The organism is Pseudonocardia lacus (assembly GCF_018531445.1).
Taxonomy (GTDB): domain Bacteria; phylum Actinomycetota; class Actinomycetes; order Mycobacteriales; family Pseudonocardiaceae; genus Pseudonocardia; species Pseudonocardia lacus.
In genome coordinates this window covers 1-4,046 of record NZ_JAHDTH010000359.1, presented here as the reverse complement: position 1 = coordinate 4,046, position 4,046 = coordinate 1, and the positions used below count along the sequence as shown (strand labels likewise).

4 protein-coding genes are annotated in these 4,046 nt (G+C 76.7%); all 4 read left to right on the top strand.

The annotated features are described in order from the left end of the window. The coding region (locus tag KIK08_RS37710) for a glutamate ligase domain-containing protein (RefSeq protein ID WP_305849631.1) at window positions 1-722 on the top strand (722 nt) is incomplete at its 5' end. Further along, complete coding sequence (locus KIK08_RS37705) at window positions 719-1,516, top strand: cell division protein FtsQ/DivIB (RefSeq protein ID WP_214408101.1); 798 nt, start codon at window positions 719-721, stop codon at window positions 1,514-1,516. The genes KIK08_RS37710 and KIK08_RS37705, both read left to right, overlap by 4 nt. A 169-nt stretch (window positions 1,517-1,685) precedes the next feature. Continuing rightward, on the top strand, window positions 1,686-3,212 hold the full coding sequence (gene ftsZ / locus KIK08_RS37700; protein WP_214408100.1) for a cell division protein FtsZ: 1,527 nt from the start codon (window positions 1,686-1,688) through the stop codon (window positions 3,210-3,212). 37 nt (window positions 3,213-3,249) lie between these two features. Then, window positions 3,250-3,963 (top strand): peptidoglycan editing factor PgeF, encoded by a 714-nt coding sequence (gene pgeF / locus KIK08_RS37695; RefSeq protein ID WP_308258146.1) that lies wholly within the window; start codon window positions 3,250-3,252, stop codon window positions 3,961-3,963. Window positions 3,964-4,046: the final 83 nt, after the last annotated feature.

Below are 4,046 nucleotides of genomic sequence, written 5' to 3'. Positions count from 1 at the left end.
TGGCGGCCGACGCGGCGGCCCGCGGCGTGCGCGTGCTCGGCTACGGGCGCGGCCCCGGGGCGCACGCCCGGTTGGTCGACTTCCGCCCCGACGGCACCGGCGCCCGGCTCGTGCTGCGCCACGCCGGCGTCGAGCACCTGCTGCGGCTGGGCGTGCCCGGCGAGCACATGGCGCTCAACGCGCTGGCCGCGCTGCTGGCCGCGGTCGAGTTGGGCGCGGACGCCGAGGGTGTGCTGGCCGGGCTGGCGGCGTTCGACGGCGTGCGGCGCCGGTTCGAGTTCCGCGGCCGGGCCGCCGGCGTCGCCGTCTACGACGACTACGCCCACCACCCCGCGAAGGTGGCCGCCCAGCTGCGCGCCGCCCGCGACGTGGTCGGCCCGCTGGGCCGGGTGGTGGTGGCCTTCCAGCCCCACCTGTACTCGCGCACCCGCGACTTCGCCCCGGCCTTCGGCGAGGCGCTCGGGCTGGCCGACGAGGTCGTCGTGCTGGAGGTCTACGGCGCGCGGGAGGACCCGGAGCCCGGGGTCAGCGGCGCCCTCATCGCCGACGCCGTGCCCCTGCCCCCCGAACGGGTGAAGTTCGTCCCCCGATGGGCGGACGTGCCGGCCGTCGTGGCCGGGCTGGCCTCCAGCGGCGATCTGGTGGTCACCATGGGCGCGGGCGACGTCACCGTGCTGGCCCCGGAGATCCTGCTCGAACTGGAGCGGCGGGAGCGGGCGTGACCCGGCCGGGGACGCGTCGGCGGCCCCGGCCCGCCGGCGGGCGCCCCGCCCGGCCGCCGCTGCCCGAGGTCTACCGCCGCCGTCGCCGGCTGGCCGTGGTGCTGGTCGGCGCGGTCGTGCTGGTCGCGCTGGGCCTGACCGCGCGGCTGCTGCTCTACGACGCCGGCCTCGCCGACGTCGAGCAGGTGGAGGTCGCCGTGACGACGGCGGACGGCGCGCCAGCAGGCGGCGCCGGGGCGCCCGCGATGCTCTCCCGGCAGCAGGTGCTCGACGCCGCCGCCGTGGTGCCCGGCGGCCCGCTGATCGAGGTCGACGTCACCGCCGTCGCCACCCGGGTCGCCGCGCTGCCCGCGGTCGCCTCGGTCGACGTGCGCCGGACCTGGCCGCACACGGTGTCCGTACGGGTCGTACAGCGGACCCCGGTGGCCGTCGTGCAGACCGGCGTCGGGCCCGAACTGGTCGACGCGACGGGGGCGGTCTTCCCCGGTCCGGCGCCGGCCGGGCTGCCCGGTCTGGCCGTGGCCGCACCCGGGCCGGCCGACCCCGCGACCCTGGCCGGAGTGGGGGTGCTGGCCGCGCTCCCGGCCGAGGTCCGCGCCGTCGTGGTGACGGTCACCGCCACCGCGGCCGGCGGTCCCGGCCAGGTCACCCTCGGGTTGACCGACGAGCGCGAGGTCCGCTGGGGGTCGGTCGACCGCTCCCCGGACAAGGCGGCGGTCATCGGCCCCCTGCTCACCCAACCCGGCCACCTCTACGATGTGACGAGTCCCGACCTGCCCACGATCACACGGTGAGGCGCCCGGTTCCGCGGGAGGAACGCCGGTCGGGATGCCGGAATGAACCCGGTCGGGGGGTTGCCGCCGTGCGGCGCGCCTGCTGGACCGGGAGGGAAGCGCGACCTAGCGTCGTAGACGAAGGCCCGGACCCCCGGGGTCGGACCCGAGCTGGACTGGAAGGTGCGCCATGACGCCCCCCCACAACTACCTGGCCGTCATCAAGGTCGTCGGCATCGGTGGCGGCGGCGTCAACGCCGTCAACCGCATGATCGAGGTCGGCCTCAAGGGCGTCGAGTTCATCGCGGTCAACACCGACGCGCAGGCGCTGCTGATGTCGGACGCCGACGTCAAGCTCGACATCGGCCGGGAGCTCACCCGCGGCCTGGGTGCTGGGGCGAACCCGGAGGTCGGCCGCAAGGCCGCCGAGGACCACCGCGAGGAGATCGAGGAGGTCCTCAAGGGGGCCGACATGGTCTTCGTGACCGCGGGCGAGGGCGGTGGCACCGGCACGGGGGGCGCGCCGGTCGTGGCGTCGATCGCCCGCAAGCTGGGCGCGCTGACCATCGGCGTGGTCACCCGGCCGTTCACCTTCGAGGGGCGCCGCCGGGCCGGCCAGGCCGAAGAGGGCATCACGGCGATGCGCAACGAGTGCGACACGCTGATCGTGATCCCGAACGACCGGCTGCTGCAGCTGGGCGACGTGGGCGTCTCGCTGATGGACGCCTTCCGCTCGGCCGACGAGGTCCTGCTCTCCGGTGTCCAGGGCATCACGAACCTGATCACCACCCCGGGCCTGATCAACCTGGACTTCGCCGACGTCAAGTCGGTCATGTCCGGGGCGGGCAGCGCGCTGATGGGCATCGGGTCCTCGCGCGGCGAGGGCCGGGCGGTGCAGGCCGCCGGCAAGGCCATCAACTCGCCGCTGCTGGAGGCCTCCATGGACGGCGCCCAGGGCGTGCTGCTGTCCATCGCGGGCGGTTCGGACCTCGGGCTGTTCGAGATCAACGAGGCCGCCTCGCTGGTCCAGGAGGCCGCCCACCCCGAGGCCAACATCATCTTCGGGACGGTGATCGACGACTCGCTCGGCGACGAGGTCCGGGTCACCGTGATCGCCGCCGGGTTCGAGGCGGGCGGCCCGACCCACAAGAAGCTCGAGCCCACGGCGTTCCGCTCGGCGGAGCGCTCCGGCCAGGAGGGCGGCTCGGGTTCCGCGCCGGCGTCCGCGCCCGACCCGCCGCGGGAGCCGGCCCGGCCCGCCACCCAGCCCCCCTCCGCGCAGCACTCCTCGGCGCAGCAGTCGTCTGCACAGCACTCGTCTACACAGCACTCTCCCGCCCAGGGCCCGTCCGGGTCGTCCGGTGGGCACACCCCGTCGTCGCCGTCCCAGGGCACCCCGCCCCCCGCGGGCGGTGGCCTCGTCGGCTACGTCGGCCCGGCCAACGGGCACACCGGCTCGCCCGCCCGCGCCTACCCGGCGCCCGGCACCACGGGTCTCACCGGCGGTGCCCACCAGACCGGCACCCTCCCGCCCACGGCCCCGGCCGACCCGTACGGCCCGCCGTCGCAGCGCCGCACGGACCCGCGCGCCGACGGCGCCGACCCGGCGTCCCAGCCGATGGTCGCCGACCGGCAGGCCCCCGCGTTCACCCGCCAGGTCGAGACCCACGACGACCTGGACGACGACGTGGACGTGCCGCCGTTCATGAAGCGCTAGTGCCCGCCGCCGTGCGGACTCCTCCGGGGTCCTCCCGGTGAGCGCGCGCGTCCGGCGTGTCGTGACGACCCGGGCGGGCGGCCGCTCCACCGGTTCGTACAGCTCGTTCAACCTGTCCGCGGGGGTCGGCGACGACCCCGCCGCCGTCGCGGCGAACCGCGCCCGGCTGTCCCGCGAGATCGGTGCGCCGGTCGTCTTCCTGGAGCAGGTCCACGGGACGACGGTCGCCGTCGTCGACGAGGTGCCCCGTCCGGGCGCCCCGGACGCGCCGGCCACCGACGCGGTGGTGACGGCGCTGCCGGGGGTGGCGCTGGCCGTGCTGGCCGCCGACTGCCCGCCCGTCCTGCTCGCCGACCCCGTCGCCGGCGTGGTCGGCGCCGCGCACGCCGGCCGGGTCGGCGCCGCCGCCGGGGTCGTGCCGGCCGTCGTGCGGGCCATGGAAGGGCTGGGGGCGCGCGTGGGGGCCATCGAGGTGCTGCTGGGCCCGGCGATCTGCGGCGGCTGCTACGAGGTGCCCGCCGCGATGCGGGCCCAGGTCGACGCCCGCCTGCCGGGCAGCGCGGTGCGCACCCGGCGCGGCACGCCCGGGCTCGACCTGCGCGCGGGGCTCTACCACCAGCTCACCGAACTCGGCGTGGCGCGCATCGGCGGCGACCCGCGGTGCACCTTCGAGGACCGCGACCTCTACAGCCACCGCCGCCAGCCCGGCACCGGGCGGCTGGCCGCGGTCACCTGGCTGGACAGGTCGTGAGCGAGCTTGTGAGCTCGCCATTCACCACAGCGCGGGTGCTTGCGCTGCCGGCGAGCGTCAGCGGGGAGGCTGCGTGAGCGAGC

What these genes read in the sequence shown, in the direction of transcription:
- ftsZ (WP_214408100.1), top strand. Translation starts at nt 1,686, where the DNA reads ATGACGCCCCCCCACAACTACCTGGCCGTCATCAAGGTCGTCGGCATC.